Annotated in this window: 1 protein-coding gene; it reads left to right on the forward strand. The window is 59.0% G+C overall.

All coding sequences use genetic code 11. The annotated features are described in order from the left end of the window. Positions 1 to 271, forward strand: a 271-nt coding sequence (locus QP415_RS11840) for a F0F1 ATP synthase subunit B family protein (RefSeq protein ID WP_442953489.1), incomplete at both ends; no start/stop codon positions are given.

Here is a 271-nt window from a genome sequence, read left to right on the forward strand (position 1 = left end):
TTTCTGTCTGCCATCATTTTGCTGGGAATCTGGCTGGTCATCGGCCAGTTCGCTCTTCCCCGCATCTACGCGATGATGGATGAGCGCGAGGAGCGCATCGAGGCCGGTCTGCATGCTGCTGAACAGGCACGTGAAGACCGTGCACTTGCTGAACGCGAACGCGAAGAGGCGTTGGCGCAGGCCAACGTTGAGGCTCATTCCATTCGCGAGCAGGCAAATGCTGACGCGAAACGCATCAGGTCTCAGGCTCGCGAATCCGCCCAGGAAGAAG

The sequence above is a fragment of the Pauljensenia sp. UMB3104 genome, from assembly GCF_030217285.1.
In the GTDB taxonomy this organism is placed as follows: Bacteria; Actinomycetota; Actinomycetes; order Actinomycetales; family Actinomycetaceae; genus Pauljensenia.